This is a genomic window from Kribbella sp. NPDC000426 (genome assembly GCF_040300265.1).
GTDB lineage: Bacteria > Actinomycetota > Actinomycetes > Propionibacteriales > Kribbellaceae > Kribbella.
This window is the reverse complement of sequence record NZ_JBEPDK010000003.1, coordinates 933,292-948,379: the sequence shown is the minus strand read 5'-3', so window position 1 is coordinate 948,379 and position 15,088 is coordinate 933,292. Positions and strand designations below refer to the sequence as shown.

The window sequence follows — 15,088 nt, the reverse complement described above, 5'->3', positions numbered from 1 at the left end:
TCCTATCTGTAGGAGAGCATCTCGCTGCCGAGATGGACATGCTCGTTGTAGCTCACCACAGTCAGCCCACCGCGGCCCGACACCACCTTCGTGATCGCGGTGTTGATCGTCACCGGGTTCAGCTTCGTCCACAACCCGTCGCCGCCGGACAGCAGCCGGCTCACCACCGCCGCGATCGGGCCGCCCGACGTGAACACGAGCGCCGTTCCACCCTTGCCGAGTCGCTCGGCCGTACGTCGTACCGCCGCCTCGGACCGCTCGCAGAACGCCTCGAACGTCTCGGTATATCCGTCACCGCCGTCGATCCACCGCTGCGTCGCGGCGACGAACATGTCCTGGAACGCCCGCTGCGGATTCCCGGTCCGCGCCAGATCGGCAAGCATCACCGGCCGCACGCGGTACGCCGGCTTGTGGGCGATGATCACCTGCTCGTGGTCGAACTCGTCGTACCCGTTGTCGATCTCAGGCGTGAATCCCGCGAGCGTCGCCGTCTGCGCATGCCTGCGCATCGAACCGGAAACGACGACGTCCGGCTTCACGTCCGACAACGTCTCACCCAGCCGTCGCGCCTGCTGCTCACCCAGCGATGAGAGCTTGTCGTAGTCGCGGGCGCCGAACGACGCCTGCGCGTGGCGGATCAGGTAGACGACCGCCATCTACGCCTGCCGGATGATGCGACGGCAGCGGCGCTCGAGCAGGTTCACCGGGAGCCAGAAGTTCTTAAACCGCGGGTTCCGGGTCTGCTTGTGGTGGTAGCGGTAGTAGATCTGCTGCGCGATCACCGCGAGCCGGAACAGCCCGAACACCTCGTAGAAGGCCCAGTTGTCCGCCACGAGCCCCGACCGCTTCGCGTAGTACTCGACGATCTCGTCGCGGGTGAGCATCCCCGGCACATCGGACGGCTGCAGCCTGAACCGGCGGAACGCCCAGTCGTCATCGGCCTGCACCCAGTACGCGAGCGCGCTGCCGAGATCCATCAACGGATCGCCGAGCGTGGCCAGCTCCCAATCGAGGACGCCGACCACGTGCAGCGGATCATCCGGCGCGAGTACGACGTTGTCGAGGCGGAAGTCGTTGTGGATAACACACGTCCGTACGTCGGCCGGCTGGTTCGCCGCGAGCCAGGCCATCACGCGTTCGTAGTTGGGGACGTTCCAGGTCTTCGCCTTGCGGTACCGGTCGGACCAGCCGGTGACCTGGCGCTCGACGTACCCCGCCCCGCGCCCGAGATCGGACAGCCCGGCCGCTTCAGGGTCCACCGCATGCAGCTCGGCGAGCGTGTCGATCAACGTGAATCCGAGCTGCCTGGTCTGGTCCGGAGTCACGTCGACACCGAGCTTGTGGTGCCCGGGGATCGTGCCGGCGACGCGCTCCATCACATAGAACTCGGAGCCGATCAGCGAGTCGTCCTTGCAGTGGGCAACCATCTCCGGGACGTAGCGGAACACCGGCTTGAGGCCGGCCTGGATCCGGTACTCGCGGCCCATGTCGTGCGCGCTCTTCGCCTTCGTCCCCGCCGGCGGACGGCGCAGGATCAGGTCGTGGCCCGGATAACCCAGCAAATAGGTGAGGTTGGACGCCCCACTGGTGAACTGCTTCACCTCCGGCAAGCCGTCCGGCAGCTCGGTCCGCCCACGCAGCCAAGCATCGACCGCCGGCACGTCGAACGCATCCTCGCCGCGGACAGCCCGCGGACCGTCGCTCATCCGGGTCGGCCCGGCGTCCGGCCCTCGTCCCCCACCCCACCAGGCTCGCGCAGCGAGCCGGCCTCCGCCCGTGCCCGAGCGCGCGCGGCGATCTTGCGCATCTGACGGTTGTACAGCGGGCGCGCAAATCTCTTGGTCAGCCACGCCATCTGCGCCGGCCGGTCCGGGATGATCAGGAACTGCTTCTTCTTGATCCCCGGGAGGACGGCGGTCGCGATGTCGTCGGCGGACCGCGGCGACTTCTCGATCAGCTGCCGCGCGGTCGCGCCCATCGCGCTGTCCGCGCCGCGGATCGAGTCCGCGAGGTTGGTCCGGAAGAACGACGGGCACACCACGGATACGGTCACGCCGTACGGGTGCAGCTCGTGCGACAGCGTCTCCGACAACGCCACGACACCGGCCTTGACCGTGTTGTACGAGCTCATCATCGGCGGGTGGACGAGTCCGGCCGCGGACGCGGTGTTCACGATGTGACCGGAGCGTTGCCGCTTGAACAGCGGGGCGAACGCGCGGCAGCCGCGCACGACACCCATCAGGTTGATGTCGACGACCCGGTCCCATTCGTCCAGCGTCTCGACGTCGATCCGCCCCCCGGTCGCGATCCCGGCGTTGTTCACCAGGATGTCCAGGCCGCCCCAGTTCTGCTCGCACCACGCGACCGCGGCGTCCCAGTCCTCGGCCCGGCGGACGTCGAGCTTCAGGTACGCCGTACCCTCGCCCTCCTCGGCCACATCCGTCGACAGGACTTGGTGGCCTTCGGCAACGAACTTGGCGACCAGCGCCGCGCCCAGCCCGCTGGCGGCGCCGGTGACGAGGACGCGACTCACTTGGCCTCCTGAGCAGCAGACAGGTACGACGCGAGCTCGATCCTCGCGATCACCCCACGATGCACCTCGTCGGGCCCGTCTGCCAGTCGCAACGCGCGCGCACTCGTCCACGCAGCCGCGAGCGGGAAGTCGTCGGACAGCCCGCCGCCGCCGTGCAACTGCATCGCCATGTCGATCACGTCCTGCGCCATCCGCGGTACGGCGACCTTGATCTGGCTGACCTCGCTCAATGCACCGGCCAAACCTTCGGTGTCCAGCAGGTACGCCGTCTGCAGCACGAGCAGGCGTGCCTGATTGATCGCGATCCGCGCGTCGGCGATCCGCTCGCGGTTGCCGCCGAGGTTCACCAGCGGCTTGCCGAACGCAGTACGGCTGGTGCCACGCTGCAGCGCCAGCTCGAGCGCCTTCTCCGCGAGGCCGATCAGCCGCATGCAGTGGTGGACGCGGCCCGGGCCGAGACGTCCTTGGGCGATCTCGAACGCGCGGCCCGGTCCCATCAGGATGTTGGACGCCGGCACGCGGACCTCGGTGAACGAGACCTCGCCGTGGCCGTGCGGTTCGTCGTACCTGTGCATCGCCGGCAGGAGTCGCTCGACCTTCACGCCGGGGGTGTCGCGCGGGACGAGGACCATCGTGTGGCGTGCGTACCGGTGGGCCTCGGGGTCGGTGAGGCCCATGAAGATGAGGAGTTGGCAGTCCGGGTGGCCGACGCCGGTGCTCCACCACTTGCGGCCGTTGATGACGACCTCGTCGCCGTCGACGACCGCGGTCGCCTCCATGTTGGTCGCATCGGAGGATGCGACGTCCGGCTCGGTCATGCAGAACGCGGACCGGATCGTGCCGTCCAGCAACGGCTCCAGCCACTGTTTCTTCTGCTCGTCGCTGCCGTAGCGGAGCAGGACCTCCATGTTGCCGGTGTCGGGCGCGTTGCAGTTGAAGATGTACGGCGCGATGAACGACCGGCCGGTGAGTTCGGCGATCGGGGCGTAGTCGAGGTTCGTCAGGCCTTCGCCGTACTGCTCGTTGCCCGGCTCGGCGGGTGGCAGGAACAGGTTCCACAGGCCGGCCTCACGTGCCTTCGCCTGCAGGTCCTTGATCATCGGTTGCGGCTGCCACGGGTCACCGGCGGTACGGATCGCGGTGTGCAGCTCCGCCTCGACCGGCTCGATCTCGCTGCGCAGGAAGGCGTCTACCCGTGCGACCAGATCCTGAGCCCGGGCCGAAGGTTCGAACCCCATCAAGACTCCTCTCCTCGCCTTGACCGTAGCTCAGCTTCTAAGCAATGCTCAATAGCATGGATCACCGGCTGTCGGCGGAGGACCGCAAGAAGCAACTGGTCAAAATCGGCCTGATGATGCTTCGCGACAAACCGATCCATGAGCTGTCGATCGACGCCATCGCCGGCCAGGCCGGGATCTCGCGCGGGCTGCTGTTCCACTACTTCCCGAGCAAGCGCGACTACTACGTAGCCGTCATCTCCGCCGCCGGCCGCCGCCTCCTCCGCGTCACCAAGCCCGACGGCTCCCTCGCTCCCGAAGACCAACTGCGCGAGATGCTCACGCAGTTCGTCGCGTTCATCGAGCGCCGCCGGACCGCGTACATCTCCTTCGTCCGCGGCGCCGCCGGCGGAGACGACTTCGCCGTCGAGGTGTACGACGAAACCCGCGCCGGCCTGACCAAGCGCGTCCTCACCTACATCGGCACTCCCGAGGTCGCCGACGAGCCCAAGTCACTGGACTACTTGCGGATCCACGCCTGGCTCTCGTACGCCGAAGACCTCGCCATCGAGTGGTCCGGCCTACCCGAACAAGACCGCCCCTACACCGCGGACTACCTGATCACCCACGCCATAGAAGCCCTCCACACCCTCCGCAAGCTGTAGCCCGCGGGGGGAATCAGCTGTTCGGGAGGAGTTCGGGGACCAGGTTCGGGTCTGACATGTCTGGGTCGAAGGGGAAGAGGGGGCGGAGGACGCCGTGGTGGCCTAGGCGGAGGAGGTCTTGGTCTACGCCGCCGGGGGTCAGGGCCAGGAGCCAGTCGGCGGCGAGGTTGTAGAGCTCGGGCTCGAGGTACCCGATCTTGACGATGACCAGGTCGGTCGCCGACGGGTCGAGGCCCAACAACGTGAAGTCGGCGATGTGGTGGTACGGCTTGCGGCGGGACGTCAGGATGCTGTGCAGGCCGCCGACCTGGACGACGGCGACGGTGCCGCCGACCGGGTCCTCCGAGAGGGAGAAGACGGTGCCGGACATCTCGGCCGGGCCGGCCGGACCGGAGTCGACCTTGGCCCCCGCGGCGACCTCGACCGGATTGCCGACGCCCGCCGCCACGCAGGCGGCAACGGCTTCGGCGTCGACGATGCTGGCGTGGATGGCGGTGGCCTTCCCCGAGGTGAGTTCCTCGATCTTGAGCAACTCGGCCAGCGTCCACGACGTGTCGTCGGCGCCGCCGGCGGTCGGGTTGTCGCCGGAGTCGCTGATCACGAACGGACGCGCCGTACTCGCGAGACCCGCCGACACACACTCGGCCAGTGTCCCGGTCGGCGCGACGAACTCGAACCCGTCGCGAGCCTCCCAGTACAGGCGGGCCAACTCGTTGGCGCGCTCAACGATCAGCGTGTGATCGTCGCCGGTGACGACGACAGCGGCCCGGCAGCGCGGCTCGTCGGCCCACGCGTATCCGACCCAGACGGCCGCGTCCAGCACCCCGGGCTCGTCCGCGATCTCGCCGACCCGGTGATAGATCGACTTGGCCGGCTCGAGCCGGGTCGACGTCTTCTCGCCCGGTAGCAGCACCGGCACCTGCACCCACGCCTTGCCCGGCTTCCCCAGCCCGGAACGCAGCCGCTCGACCAGGTTGCGCAGCGCCCGCTCGCGGCTCTCCATCGCGTCCTCGTGCGGCGCCATCCGGTAGCAGGTGATCAGATCCACCGCCGTACCGAGCTCGCGCGACACGTTCCCGTGCAGGTCCATCGACGCGGACATGAGTACGTCGGGACCGAGCACGGCCCGGATCCGGGTGGCCAGATCGGCCTCCGCGTCCTGCCGTCCGACCACGCTCATCGCGCCGTGGATGTCGAAGAAGAACCCGTCCAGCTCGCCGGCCCCTTCGAGGCGGGTGATGATCTCCGCCGACAGGTCGTCGTACACCTCCGGCAGTACGGCGCCACCGGGCAGCGAGCGCGCGTGCAGCAGCGGGACCCACTCGATCCCCTGGGCCCAGTCCTTCCCGAGGAACTCGTACCGCTCCATCAGGTGGTCCCCACGCCGTACGTCGAAATCGGCCAGCCCGGCCCGATGCGGCGAGAACGTGCTGGACTCGATGGCGATCCCGGCAATGCCGATCCGAAGGTTCATGTCCAAAACCTGCCACACCCGAGCCGTTTCGCGCACTCCCCAACTCCACATCCGGACACGGCAGGATGGATCAGGCCGATGGCGGAGCCGCCGTGGAGGCGCGCGGGATCAGCTCGGTGGCGAGCTCGACGTGGAGGGCCTCCAGGTCGTGGTGGTCGAGGAGACGGGTGAGGAGGCTGACGGCCATTCGGCCCATTTCCTGGAGGGGCTGGCGGACCGTGGTGAGTCGAGGAGTGGTCGCGCGGCTGAGGTCGAGGTCGTCGAAGCCGGCGATCGAGAGATCGCGCGGTACGGACAGACCGCGGTCGACGGCGGCTTGGAGAGCGCCGATCGCGGCCTTGTCGTTGAACGCCACCAAGGCCGTCGGCCGCGGGTCGAGGTCGAGGAGCTCCGAAGCCGCCCGGTAGCCGTGGACGGTGGTCGGCTGGTCGTGGCGGACCAGCGACGGGTCGGGCAGGATCCCCGCATCGGCGAGAGCGGCGGCGTGACCGCTCAGCCGGGCGTCCGCGGCCAGCCATTCGCGCGGACCGGCGATGACGCCGATGCGGGTGTGGCCGAGCGCGGTCAGGTGCGCGGTGAGCTGACGGGCGCCGGAATGGTGAGCCGCCGAGACCGACGGGATGTCCCGCGGCAGCGCAGTACGCGGATCGACCACGACGAACGGGAAGCGCCGCGAACTCAGCCGGACGAGCTCCTCGCTCGGCTCCGGCGGCAGGATGAGTACGGCGCCGCCGACGCCCGACCGGGATGCCAGACCACGCAGCACGGGATCGTCCTGGGTGGCCTCGCCGGCGTTGAGGATCACCTGCCGGCCGTGCCGGTCGAGGGCCTCGGCGATCGACGAGACGATCAGGCCGAAGTAGTCGGTGAGCACGTACGGGCAGCGGACGTAGACGGCGCCCTCGACGGGTTTCGGCGTACCGCCGCGCGGCACGGGCGCGGGCAGCCCGAGCTCCTCGATCGCCTGCTCCACCAGCCGTCGGGTCTCCGGCGCGATGCCGCCGGCCCGGTTGACCACGCGGGACACGGTCGCGAGCGACACCCCGGCCGCAGCCGCGACGTCGCGCATCGTCGCTCTAGCGCGCGGCATTTGTTACATCGCTTTGTTTCACGCTCAGCACTCTAACTGCACGCTCCCAGACCTTGACAGTGGTCGATCGCGGGCGTGTCCTGAGGCCGTTTGTTTCATCCCTGAGGAGTGCGATGAGAACACCCGCCCTCGGCGTCGCCCTTGCTCTCACGGTGGCGTCACTCACCGGTCCTGCCCAAGCCCATCCCCCGACGACGAGTCCGGTCCGCGTCTGGGTCACCACACCCGACCGCGCCGAGTTGCTGCACGAGCGCGCGCCGGTCACGTTCCACGACGGAGCCAGTGACCGGACCACGATCACGGTCGACCCGCGGACGTCGTACCAGACCATGGACGGCTTCGGCGCCTCGATCACCGACTCGTCCGCGAACGTGCTGTATCGGCTCAGTCCGGCCGACCGCGAGCAGACGATGCGCAAACTGTTCGACCCTCGCCAGGGGATCGGCGTCAGCTTCCTTCGCCAGCCGGTCGGCTCGTCCGACTTCACCGCCGCTGCCGAGCACTACACGTACGACGACGTACCGGCCGGCCAGACCGACTTCGGGCTGAAGCACTTCACCATCGCGCACGACCAGCAGCAGGTGCTGCCGTTGCTGCGACGGGCGAAGCAGCTCAACCCGCAACTCAAGGTGATGGCGACGCCGTGGAGCCCGCCCGCGTGGATGAAGACCGCGGACTCGCTCGTCGGCGGTCGGCTGAAGGACGACCCCAAGGTGTACGACGCGTACGCCCGCTACCTGGTGAAGTTCGTCCAGGCGTACGTGCAGGCCGGCGTACCGGTCGACTTCCTCTCGATCCAGAACGAGCCGCAGAACCGCAAACCGAGCGCGTACCCGGGCACGGACATGCCGGTCCGCCAGGAAGCAGCAGTGATCACCGCCCTGGGTCCACTGCTGCAGAAGGCGAGTCCGCGCACCAAGATCCTCGGCTACGACCACAACTGGACCACGCATCCCGGCGACATCGCCTCCACGCCTCCTGGTGAGGACCCGGAGACCGACTACCCGTACAAGCTGCTCCAGACACCGGCGGCCAAGTGGATCGCGGGTACGGCGTACCACTGCTATTCCGGCGACCCGTCGAAGCAGACCGATCTGCACAACGCGTTCCCGTCGAAGGGCATCTGGTTCACCGAATGCTCGGGCTCGCACGGTCCGACCGACACCCCGCCGCAGATCTTCCGCGGCACGCTCACCTGGCACGCGCGCACGCTGATGCTCGGTACGACGCGGAACTGGGCCAAGTCGGTCGTCAACTGGAACATCGCGCTCGACTCGACCGGCGGCCCGCACCTGGGCGGCTGCGACACCTGCACCGGCCTGGTCACGTTGCAGCCGGACGGGACGGTCACGACGGACGCGGAGTACTACACGATCGGCCACCTGTCGAAGTTCGTGAAGCCGGGTGCGGTGCGGATCGGGAGTACGTCGTACGGCACGACCGGGTGGAACGGGCAGCTGATGTCCGCCGCCTTCCGCAACCCCGATGGCAGTACTGCGCTCCTGGTGCACAACGAGAACGACGACCCGCGCAGCTTCACGGTCGCAGTGGGCGGCAAGTCGTTCGACTACGAGCTGCCGGGCGGTGCGATTGCGACGTACACCTGGGATCGGCTGGCAACCGACGTACCGCAGCAGCTAGCTGTTGCCGGCGCGACGGCGAGTGTGAACGGTGCGGATGCGGCGCTGTTGATCGATCAGGACGGGTCGACGGTGTGGCAGAGCAAGGCCGCGCAGGCGCCCGGTCAGTGGGTGCAGGCGGATCTGGGCAAGGCGCAGACGTTCCGCTCCGTCGCTCTGGACAGCGGTGGGAATGCCGGTGACTACGCCCGCGGGTACGAGGTTGCCGTCAGCAAGGACGGCTCGAGCTGGCAGACCGTTGCGTCCGGCGCATCCACCGGACAACTCACCACGGTCGAGCTGCGGCCGACGCACGCGCGCTACGTGCGGGTGATGTCGACGGGATCGGCTGCTAACTGGTGGAGCCTGGCTGATCTCCGAATCTATCGCTGAGCCAGCACGCGACCGCGGCGGCCTTCTCGTTGCTTGCAGCAATGATCTGCAAGCCGACGGGGAGGCCGTCGGTCGGTAGCGGGATGCTCACCGCGGCATGCCGGGTGAGATTGGCGAGTCGCGTGTTGTTGAGCAGCTGCTTGCGTACTTCGAGTCCGCCGTCGGCCGTGGCTGCTTCGGTAATGAGTGGGGCGGTCGTCAGGACGGTAGGGGTGAGTACTGCGTCCACCTGCTGCAACACGTCATCCAACTGCCGCGTGATCGCTATAGCGTCTTCCTGTGCACGTGTGTAATCGGCCGGCTGCACACCGGAGGCCTCACGCAACCGCTGCTGGACATCTGGCTGGTACCGGTCCTGGGAGCGCCCTAAATGGTTCGCCACCGCTTCAGGACCTTGGAGGTTGCCTGCCGTGGTGAAGCTGTGCGACCAGTCCGGTAGCTGTACCTCAACAGCTTCGAAGGTGTTCAGGCCAGCAGACCATGCGGTGCTTGCTGCAGGACTGAGTTGCAGGTACTCCAGGTTTGTCGCCACACCCAGGCGAGGCGTTCCCAGGTCCACGGCACCCAGTTCAGCCAGAGCGGACAGTGCGTAGGCGGCGTCTGCCGCGGTGCGAGTGAGGACGCCGACGTGGTCCAGCGACTGCGACAGCGGAAACACGCCATCACAAGGGATCGTGTCGTACGACGGCTTGAACCCGACCACTCCGCATAGCGCCGCAGGGATGCGGACCGAGCCCGCAGTGTCCGTGCCGATCGCCAACGGAACCACGCCGGCCGCCACAGCAGCAGCTGACCCGGAGCTGGAACCACCTGTGATCCGCGACCGGTCATGCGGGTTTCGACACGGGCCGACGCGGTTCGACGTACCTGTGCACCCGTAGGCGAACTCATGTGTGTGCGACAACCCGATGACGATCGCCCCGGCCGCGCGCAACCGCCGTACGACCTCAGCGTCCTTCCGGGCCACCTCGTCCATGGACGCCGACCCACACCGGTACGGTAGCCCCTCGACCTCGACGATCTCCTTCACCAGGACCGGCACGCCCGCCAGCGCGCCGCTCCGGTCATGAGCAGCGGCCGCCTTACGTGCACCCTCCACATCCAGATGCACAACAGCGTTGAGCTCCGCAGCATCGGCAGCCCGCGCCAACGCCTCCTCGACCAGCTCCACCGGGTCCAGCGACCCGCCCCGTACTCCGGCGGCAGTTTGCTCCAGCGTCCTCACCGACCCATCAGACCACGGAGAGGAAACGGAAACAGGGGTGTCATCCCGTGTTGCTACCGTCCGATCCATGGTGATCGAAGGAGTGGAACTGCAGGCAGCGCCCGCGACGGACCCCGCCATCCGGACGTTGATCACTGCTCAGCAGGCCGAGCTGGCCGCGATGTACGGCGAGGACCAGCCACTCGTCTCTCTCCACCCCGACATCACGTTCACCCTGCTCACCCTCGACGGCACCCCGGTCGGCTGCGTCGGCCTCCAGCCGGTCGCCCCCACCCTCGGCGAGATCAAGCGCATGTACGTCGTCCCCACCGCCCGCGGCTGGGGCCTGTCCCGCATCCTCCTGGAAGCGGTCGAATCCCAAGCCCGCTCCACCGGCCTCACCCGCCTACGCCTCGAAACCGGCACCAAACAAACCGAAGCAATAGCCCTCTACACAAACCACGGCTACCACCCCACCCCGCCGTACCCACCCTTCGAGCACGAACCAGTCTCCCTCTGCTACGCCAAAGACCTGTAGAGATCGTCGAGCCCGATCCTCAGTACCTTCGGATCCAGGTCAGGCTCGAACCCGGCGCCGCTGTAACAGGCGAGGACAGTGTCCGAAGTGTCGTAGGCCGCAGAGAGCAAGTGCCGAGCCCGGTCGAGCCGCTCGACATGCCGTCGCCCCATGGTCTCCCCCCACTTGACCTCACCGAGCGACAGGAGTTTGCGACGCTGACCCGGAACCGCCGGCGCCAGCACCACGACGTCGACCTCGATCTGGGTACGGCGACTGTGGTCCGGGACGACGCCTGAGCCGATCTCGCCAGGCAATTCGCCGAACAGGTCGGCCGGTGCCAGCAGCGCGAAGTCCCGGCACATCTGTTCGAAGTGCGGGCCAACCACCTGCGACAAGAAGCGTGCTCGGGCTGCCTGCCAGACGTTCTGCGCTCGTCCGCTCTCCAGCAGGCCCCACTGAGGTCGCATCACCACCTGGTAGAAGACGACGAGTGGCTCGGCCACGCGGTACGTCGATCTGCGCGCGCGGAAGACGTCCTGATGCCGCCGTACCAGACCGCTGTCCTCCAGAACCATCAGGTGATGACCGATATCGGTCGCCTTCCTGCCGACGTAGTTCGCGATACCGCCTCGAGTTCCGTTGCCCGAGGCAACTGCTGCGAGGACGGAGTGGTAGAGCGCGCTGTCCCGTACCTCCAACTCCTCGTCGAGCAGATAGCGGGCTTCGCGGAAGAGCGGATTGACCGGACTGAGAACCGTCCGCAGTACCCAGGCGTCGAAGTCGTCACCCGACCGGGGCAGATCGTCCCCGACGAACCGGCGGTACGCCGGGGTCCCGCCGGTCACCGCGTGGACCAGGACCGCCAGCCGTGGATCCGTCAGCTCCCAGAACTCGGCGGCCAAGGGGTAGTCGAAGGGGCGGACGATCAGCTCGAGGCTCGCCCGGCCGCGGAGTGGGGCGCTGCCCGACAGCAGGCCGCCCATCACCGACATCGCCGAACCGCACAGCAGCAGGCTGGTGCCGCGGCCTGTTGAGACGGCCTGATCGAGTTCGCGCTGCAGGATCGACGGGAGCGCCGGCGAGACCTTGGTGAGGTACGGCAGCTCGTCGATCACGAACGGCCCGCTCTCAGGGTCGAGCGAGAACAGGAAGCGAACCGCGTCGTCCCAGCTGTCGAACCGGGGCGGCGCGGCGAGGTCGAGATGTGCGCCGACCGCAGCCGCGAACAAGCCGAGCGACTCGGTCTCGGTCGCCTCGGTTGCGCCGAAGTACAGGCCTCCTGCCTGCTCCGCGAGCGCCTGCAGCAGATACGTCTTGCCTTGCCGTCGGCGCCCGCTCACGACCCCCAACCGGGGTCGGCCACCAGCCGGGGCCGCGAACCGCGCCAGGTGGTTCCACTCGTCGTCCCGCGCGAAGATGCGGCGAGGCTTCTTCATGTTATAGAACTGTACTTATAATAAGTACACTTATGCAACTTCGGATCAGCCTTGCCGTAGGTCCAGAACCACGTGGTCGCCGGTGCGGTGGAAGCCTAGGTTCTTGAGGTACGGGGTGGAGTCGAGCATGCGGGGTGGGGCGAGGACTTGGTGGAAGCCGTGGTCGGTGAAGACGTCGCTGCGGCGGTAGACGAACTCGCCGGGGGTGAAGTCGCGGTACTTCGGGACGACGTAGTCGAGGTCTATCTGGGCGCGGCCGGTGCCGGCGTCGTGGGCGAGGACCACGCCGACGGTGCGGTCGTCGTGCTGGACTAGGAACGCGTACTCGCTCGCCCCAGGCGTGAAGTCGGGGTTGAACCGGGTGATGTCCTTCGCATGCCGGTCCAGGACGTACCCGAGGTACGCGTCGGCCTTGTCGACCTCGAGGACCTGGTACGCCGTCTCGTCGTGCCGGTGCCGTAGCAGCCGCCAGAGATGGACGATGTTGATGACCGCCAGTACCGCGTTCATGCCGACCATCGGCCAGACGCCGACCGCGGCGTTGAACCCGACCAGGATCACGCAGCCGATCAGGTTCAGGATCCGCAACCGCAGGATCCGTGTCTGCAGCAACGACCACACGACGAGCGCGGATCCGCCCCACCCGATGATGCTCCATACGTCCACACCGCGAGACTAGTGCCCTGCGTCGGAGGTTGTTTGAGTGATTGCGGTGGTCAGGTGCGTGCATCGCGGTGGCGGAGGGAAGGCCTCGATGCTCTTCCATCGTGGCCTTTCCGCCGCCGCCGCGAGGTGCGTGCCTGGGCGCCGCAAGCGCCAAAGAACCTCCGACGCAGGGCACTAGAGCGCGCGGCCGGTTTTCTGCTGCTGCACAGGACGCTGCGCAGTGCCGAACGCCGCCAGCGCTTGCTCATGGTCAGCGAAGTACGCTTGCCCGTAAGCACGCGTGCCCGCCTCCCAGTAGGGCACCTGCGACCCGTCGTACTCGACCTTCCGGATCGACGGTTCCGCGCCGGCGTTGATCCGGTCCGCGTCCCCGGTGCAGGCCGGCAGCCGCCGTGTCCCACCGCCGGGCTGTGTCCACACCACGTCGACCGTCGACGGCCCGTGCCGCGGATCGAAGAAGCACGGCACCCGCTCCTCGGGCAACCGGCGTCCGTCCCGGCGAGCCCGGACGCGGGCCACCTCGTAGTTGCCCTCCGCTACCGCTTCGGCCACGGTCTCGATCTCCTGCGACCGCTCGAGCGCCGTCCGGGCCAGGTCGTACGCCCGCCGGGCCTGCGTGTAATGCGGATCGGCCTTCGCGCCGGTGAGCGTCTCCAGCTCGGCGCCGAGGTGCGCGACGTCCTCGGTCACGAGGTCGTGCACCCGCTTCATCGCATCCGCCGCGGCTCGGGCCGCGGCATGGCGAGCCCAGAGAAACCAGCCGGCGACGACCAGAACCGCCCCACCCAAGGCGAGATACAGCCACACCATTGCCCGACCGTACTGCGGCCGCGGGCGCGCGGCGAGGGCTCAGCCCCGCGAGGCCCACCAGCGCAGCAGCTCCTCGCGGGCGCGCTCCTCGCCGAGCGGGCCTTCGTCCAGGCGGAGTTCCATCAGGAACTTGTAGGCCTCGCCGACCTCGCGGCCCGGCGGGATGTCCAGGATCCGCATGATCTGGTTGCCGTCGAGATCGGGGCGCAGGGCATCGAGTTCCTCCTGCTCCTGCAGCCGCGCGATCCGTTCCTCGAGGTCGTCGTACGCCGCCCGCAGCATCTCGACCTTGCGCTTGTTGCGGGTGGTGGAGTCGGCCCTGGTCAGGATGTGCAGCCGCTCGAGCTGGTCGCCGGCGTCGCGGACATAGCGCCGGACCGCGGAATCGGTCCACTCGCCGTCGCCGTACCCGTGGAAGCGCAGGTGCAGCTCGATCAGCTTGCTGACCTGCTCGATCTGCTCGTTGCTGAACCGCAGTGCCTTCATCCGCTTCCGGGCCAGCTTCGCCCCGACCACGTCGTGGTGGTGGAACGTCACCTTGCCGCCGTCCTCGAACTTCCGCGTCTTCGGTTTCCCGATGTCGTGGATCAGCGCGGCGAACCGAACGACGAAATCGGGCGTCGGAACAGACAGACGCGATTCGAGGTCGATCGCCTGGTCGAGGACGGTGAGCGAGTGCTGGTACACATCCTTGTGCCGGTGGTGCTCGTCCCGCTCCAGTTTGAGCGCCGGCAGCTCCGGCAGCACGTACGTCGCCAGCCCGGTCGACACCAGCAGGTCGAGCCCGATCCGCGGCTGGTCGGCGCAGATCAGCTTCTCCAGCTCGTCGCGGACCCGCTCCGCGGACACGATCGTGATCCGGTCGGCCATTGCGGTCATCGCGGCCACCACCGCCGGATCGGGCGTGAAGCCGAGCTGGGCCGCGAACCGGGCCGCCCGCATCATCCGCAGCGGGTCGTCGGAGAACGAGTCCTCCGGGGTGCCGGGCGTCCGGATCACCTTGTTCGCGACGTCGGTGATCCCGCCGTACGGGTCGACGAACTGCCGCGACGGCAGCCGGACCGCCATCGCGTTCATCGCGAAGTCCCGGCGGGCCAGATCGCCCTCCAGGCTGTCGCCGTACGCGACCTCGGGCTTGCGCGAGGTGGGATCGTAGGTTTCCGACCTGTAGGTCGTGATTTCCAGGACCCACTCGCCCTTACGACAACCGATGGTGCCGAACGCCTTGCCGATGTCCCACACATGGTCCGCCCACCCGGACAGCAACCGCTCGATCACATCGGGGTGTGCTGACGTGGTGAAGTCCAGATCCTTGCTCCCCCGGCCGAGGAGAATGTCCCGGACAGGACCGCCGACCAGGGCGATCTCATGGCCGGCGGCATCGAACCGGGAGCCCAGTTCGTCGACCACCGGAGCGAGCTGCAGCAAGGCCTGGACGGCTTGTCGCTGCAGCGCGGGCAA

At 68.0% G+C, this 15,088-nt stretch carries 14 protein-coding genes; 3 read left to right on the top strand and 11 right to left on the bottom strand.

The window, feature by feature from the left end:
- Positions 1-2 precede the first annotated feature (2 nt).
- Genes ABT313_RS18450 through ABT313_RS18435 form a run of 4 tightly spaced genes read right to left on the bottom strand, consistent with a single transcriptional unit; the run spans position 3 to position 3,771 of the window.
- On the bottom strand, positions 3-656 hold the full coding sequence (locus ABT313_RS18450) for a histidine phosphatase family protein (RefSeq protein WP_350854663.1): 654 nt from the start codon (positions 654-656) through the stop codon (positions 3-5).
- Positions 657-1,706 carry a phosphotransferase family protein gene (locus ABT313_RS18445; RefSeq protein ID WP_350854661.1) on the bottom strand — a complete coding sequence of 350 codons (1,050 nt, stop codon included), beginning with the start codon at positions 1,704-1,706 and terminating at the stop codon, positions 657-659. It lies immediately after the preceding gene.
- Positions 1,703-2,533: an SDR family oxidoreductase gene (locus ABT313_RS18440; RefSeq protein ID WP_350854658.1), complete on the bottom strand. Its 831-nt coding sequence runs from the start codon at positions 2,531-2,533 to the stop codon at positions 1,703-1,705. Before ABT313_RS18440 ends, ABT313_RS18445 begins: the two co-directional genes overlap by 4 nt.
- A complete protein-coding gene (locus ABT313_RS18435) occupies positions 2,530-3,771 on the bottom strand; it encodes an acyl-CoA dehydrogenase family protein (protein ID WP_350854655.1) in 1,242 nt (413 codons plus the stop codon). Before ABT313_RS18435 ends, ABT313_RS18440 begins: the two co-directional genes overlap by 4 nt.
- 56 nt (positions 3,772-3,827) lie before the next feature.
- Between ABT313_RS18435 and ABT313_RS18430 the strand changes: the two genes are divergently transcribed.
- Positions 3,828-4,415: a TetR/AcrR family transcriptional regulator gene (locus ABT313_RS18430; protein WP_350854652.1), complete on the top strand. Its 588-nt coding sequence runs from the start codon at positions 3,828-3,830 to the stop codon at positions 4,413-4,415.
- 13 nt (positions 4,416-4,428) lie between these two features.
- On the opposite strand, the gene ABT313_RS18425 is transcribed toward ABT313_RS18430, so the two are convergent.
- Positions 4,429-5,889 carry a M81 family metallopeptidase gene (locus tag ABT313_RS18425; protein ID WP_350854650.1) on the bottom strand — a complete coding sequence of 487 codons (1,461 nt, stop codon included), beginning with the start codon at positions 5,887-5,889 and terminating at the stop codon, positions 4,429-4,431.
- Between the two features lie 70 nt (positions 5,890-5,959).
- Positions 5,960-6,979 carry a LacI family DNA-binding transcriptional regulator gene (locus ABT313_RS18420; protein WP_350854647.1) on the bottom strand — a complete coding sequence of 340 codons (1,020 nt, stop codon included), beginning with the start codon at positions 6,977-6,979 and terminating at the stop codon, positions 5,960-5,962.
- 113 nt (positions 6,980-7,092) lie between these two features.
- On the opposite strand from ABT313_RS18420, the gene ABT313_RS18415 reads away from it, so the two are divergent.
- The gene (locus ABT313_RS18415; RefSeq protein WP_350854645.1) at positions 7,093-8,991 is read left to right on the top strand and encodes a discoidin domain-containing protein; all 1,899 of its coding nucleotides are present in this window, start codon (positions 7,093-7,095) and stop codon (positions 8,989-8,991) included.
- On the opposite strand, the gene ABT313_RS18410 is transcribed toward ABT313_RS18415, so the two are convergent.
- On the bottom strand, positions 8,951-10,216 hold the full coding sequence (locus tag ABT313_RS18410; RefSeq protein ID WP_350854642.1) for an amidase: 1,266 nt from the start codon (positions 10,214-10,216) through the stop codon (positions 8,951-8,953). The genes ABT313_RS18415 and ABT313_RS18410 overlap by 41 nt on opposite strands.
- A 67-nt stretch (positions 10,217-10,283) precedes the next feature.
- Between ABT313_RS18410 and ABT313_RS18405 the strand changes: the two genes are divergently transcribed.
- Positions 10,284-10,733, top strand: a complete 450-nt coding sequence (locus ABT313_RS18405; protein WP_350854639.1) for a GNAT family N-acetyltransferase — start codon at positions 10,284-10,286, stop codon at positions 10,731-10,733.
- Here ABT313_RS18405 and ABT313_RS18400 read toward each other — a convergent pair.
- From ABT313_RS18400 to ABT313_RS18385, 4 genes are all read right to left on the bottom strand, one after another.
- On the bottom strand, positions 10,715-12,151 hold the full coding sequence (locus ABT313_RS18400; protein ID WP_350854636.1) for an ATP-binding protein: 1,437 nt from the start codon (positions 12,149-12,151) through the stop codon (positions 10,715-10,717). The genes ABT313_RS18405 and ABT313_RS18400 overlap by 19 nt on opposite strands.
- Positions 12,152-12,196: 45 nt before the next feature.
- Positions 12,197-12,817 (bottom strand): hypothetical protein, encoded by a 621-nt coding sequence (locus ABT313_RS18395; RefSeq protein ID WP_350854633.1) that lies wholly within the window; start codon positions 12,815-12,817, stop codon positions 12,197-12,199.
- A 174-nt stretch (positions 12,818-12,991) separates the two neighbouring features.
- Positions 12,992-13,627: a hypothetical protein gene (locus ABT313_RS18390; RefSeq protein ID WP_350854630.1), complete on the bottom strand. Its 636-nt coding sequence runs from the start codon at positions 13,625-13,627 to the stop codon at positions 12,992-12,994.
- 39 nt (positions 13,628-13,666) lie between these two features.
- A complete protein-coding gene (locus ABT313_RS18385; RefSeq protein ID WP_350855149.1) occupies positions 13,667-15,088 on the bottom strand; it encodes a CCA tRNA nucleotidyltransferase in 1,422 nt (473 codons plus the stop codon).

What these genes read in the sequence shown, in the direction of transcription:
- ABT313_RS18415 (WP_350854645.1), top strand. Translation starts at nt 7,093, where the DNA reads ATGAGAACACCCGCCCTCGGCGTCGCCCTTGCTCTCACGGTGGCGTCA.
- ABT313_RS18445 (WP_350854661.1), bottom strand. Translation starts at nt 1,706, where the DNA reads ATGAGCGACGGTCCGCGGGCTGTCCGCGGCGAGGATGCGTTCGACGTG.
- ABT313_RS18430 (WP_350854652.1), top strand. Translation starts at nt 3,828, where the DNA reads ATGGATCACCGGCTGTCGGCGGAGGACCGCAAGAAGCAACTGGTCAAA.
- ABT313_RS18435 (WP_350854655.1), bottom strand. Translation starts at nt 3,771, where the DNA reads ATGGGGTTCGAACCTTCGGCCCGGGCTCAGGATCTGGTCGCACGGGTA.
- ABT313_RS18420 (WP_350854647.1), bottom strand. Translation starts at nt 6,979, where the DNA reads ATGCCGCGCGCTAGAGCGACGATGCGCGACGTCGCGGCTGCGGCCGGG.
- ABT313_RS18450 (WP_350854663.1), bottom strand. Translation starts at nt 656, where the DNA reads ATGGCGGTCGTCTACCTGATCCGCCACGCGCAGGCGTCGTTCGGCGCC.
- ABT313_RS18425 (WP_350854650.1), bottom strand. Translation starts at nt 5,889, where the DNA reads ATGAACCTTCGGATCGGCATTGCCGGGATCGCCATCGAGTCCAGCACG.
- ABT313_RS18390 (WP_350854630.1), bottom strand. Translation starts at nt 13,627, where the DNA reads ATGGTGTGGCTGTATCTCGCCTTGGGTGGGGCGGTTCTGGTCGTCGCC.
- ABT313_RS18405 (WP_350854639.1), top strand. Translation starts at nt 10,284, where the DNA reads ATGGTGATCGAAGGAGTGGAACTGCAGGCAGCGCCCGCGACGGACCCC.
- ABT313_RS18400 (WP_350854636.1), bottom strand. Translation starts at nt 12,151, where the DNA reads ATGAAGAAGCCTCGCCGCATCTTCGCGCGGGACGACGAGTGGAACCAC.